The 2,520-nt window shown below is 44.6% G+C and carries 1 protein-coding gene; it reads left to right on the forward strand.

Features of this window, described 5'->3' with window-relative positions; translation table 11 throughout:
* Positions 1-99 precede the first annotated feature (99 nt).
* On the forward strand, positions 100-2,391 hold the full coding sequence (glgB, locus tag F8S12_RS00540) for a 1,4-alpha-glucan branching enzyme (protein ID WP_196514287.1): 2,292 nt from the start codon (positions 100-102) through the stop codon (positions 2,389-2,391).
* The last annotated feature ends 129 nt before the right edge of the window (positions 2,392-2,520 follow it).

The raw sequence follows: 2,520 nt of genomic DNA on the forward strand, positions 1-2,520 counted from the left end.
GATAACGGTAGCAGCAAAATTGCAAATAAATGTAAAGAATATGTATACATATTAAAAAAGTAGATTTAGTCAATCACGTTATTTTACTTAGGTAGCTTCATGTCCATGACCACGATTGCCCCTGAACAGGTTAACCGCATCGTTTGGAATCAGCATAACGATCCCTTTGAAATACTAGGTTCTCATCTTATAGAACAAGACGGCAAAACTGTCTGGGCTGTGCGAGCCTACCTACCGAATGCAAGTGCCGCATGGGTAGTTATTCCTGAGCAACGCAAGGAATACCCAATGCAAACAGTGCATGATCCTCACTTTTTTGAATGCACGATTGAAACCGCAGCACTGGCAAACTACCAGTTACGGATTAAAGAAGGGGAACATGAGCGTGTCATCTATGACCCTTACGCTTTCCGCTCTCCCGGCTTAACAGACTTTGACTTGCATTTGTTTGCTGAAGGCAACCATCACCGCATCTATGAAAAACTAGGAGCGCACCCCACGGAAATAAACGGCGTTAAGGGCGTTTATTTTGCCGTTTGGGCACCCAATGCCCGTAATGTCTCATTGTTGGGAGATTTCAACCTCTGGGATGGACGTAAAAATCAGATGCGTAAAGGACGCACGGGCGTTTGGGAATTGTTTATTCCTGAAATCGGTGTGGGAGAGCATTACAAATATGAAATCAAAAATTTTGAAGGACATATTTACGAAAAATCCGATCCCTACGGTTTTCAGCAGGAACCGCGCCCAAAAACAGCATCCATTGTCACTGATTTAAATGCTTATAAATGGGATGACGAAGATTGGATGGAAAAGCGGCGTCGCACCGACCCCCTTACCCAGCCTATCTCAGTCTACGAAGTACATTTAGGTTCTTGGTTACACGCTTCGAGTGCCGAACCAGCTAAACTCCCCAATGGTGAAACCGAACCGGTAGTTATCGTTTCCGAACTGAAGCCAGGTGCACGCTTCCTTACCTACCGAGAACTGGCAGACCGACTTATTCCTTATGTCAAAGAATTAGGATATACCCATCTAGAATTGTTACCCATTGCAGAGCATCCCTTTGATGGTTCTTGGGGTTATCAAGTAACTGGGTATTATGCTCCCACCTCCCGTTTTGGCAGCCCCGAAGATTTTATGTATTTTGTTGACAAATGTCACCAAAATAATGTTGGGGTAATTGTAGATTGGGTTCCCGGTCACTTTCCTAAAGATGGGCATGGTTTAGCTTTCTTTGATGGTAGCCACCTGTACGAACACGCTGACCCCCGCAAAGGCGAACACAAAGAATGGGGTACTTTGGTGTTCAACTACAGTCGTCATGAAGTCAGTAATTTCCTAGCAGCAAATGCTCTCTTTTGGTTTGACAAGTACCACATTGACGGAATTCGTGTCGATGCTGTTGCCTCAATGATCTATAACGACTATTGTCGTAAACCAGGAGAATGGCTGCCCAACAAGTACGGCGGTAGAGAAAACCTAGAAGCAGCAGATTTTGTGCGTCAGGTAAATCACATCATCTTTAGCTATTTCCCCGGTATTCTCTCAATTGCTGAAGAATCTACTTCTTGGCCAATGGTATCTTGGCCTACCTACACAGGGGGACTGGGTTTTAACTTGAAGTGGAATATGGGGTGGATGCACGATATGCTGGATTACTTCAGCATGGACCCTTGGTTCCGTCAGTTCCATCAAAACAATATCACCTTTAGTATGTGGTACAACCACAGCGAGAACTTCATGCTGGCTCTGTCTCACGATGAAGTGGTGCATGGCAAAAGCAATATCATCGGTAAAATGCCGGGGGATACATGGCAGAAGTTAGCGAATGTGCGTTGTTTATTTGGCTATATGTTTGCTCACCCAGGTAAGAAAACCATGTTTATGAGCATGGAGTTTGGGCAGTGGAGTGAGTGGAATGATTGGACAGATTTGGAGTGGCATTTATTGCAGCATGAAGCGCACCAACAGTTAAAAACGTTTTTCCACGATTTGAACCATCTCTACCGTTCTGAACCAGTTTTGTACACCCAGGATTTTGCTCAAGAGGGGTTTGAGTGGATTGATTGTAGCGACAACCGTCATAGTGTAGTTTCCTTTATCCGGCGTGACAAGGATTCTGATGATTTTGCGATCGTGGTTTGCAATTTCACACCGCAACCCTATTCTCACTACCGCATTGGTTTACCGGAAAAGGGATTTTATACTGAGTTGTTTAATAGTGATGCGCGCAAGTATGGCGGCAGCAATATGGGCAACTTAGGCGGTAAGTGGACAGATGATTGGTCATTACATAGTCGTCCCTATTCGCTGGATTTGTGTTTGCCACCTTTGGGAGTGTTGATTCTCAAGTTAGATAAGAAAAAGACAGCAGAGGTGATGGGATAATAATTGTGGTGGGCAATGCCCACCCTAAAAATTGGCTAGAAAAAATTACGAAAGCTAAGGGCAAGAGTATCTGACCTATGGGTAAAAAGTAGGGAGTAGGGAGTAGGGAGTAGGGAGTAGGGAGTAGGG

The organism is Nostoc sp. WHI, assembly GCF_015714725.1.
Taxonomy (GTDB): domain Bacteria; phylum Cyanobacteriota; class Cyanobacteriia; order Cyanobacteriales; family Nostocaceae; genus Nostoc.

Excerpts from the sequence above, each read along its gene's own strand:
- glgB (WP_196514287.1), top strand. The coding sequence starts at position 100 with ATGTCCATGACCACGATTGCCCCTGAACAGGTTAACCGCATCGTTTGG.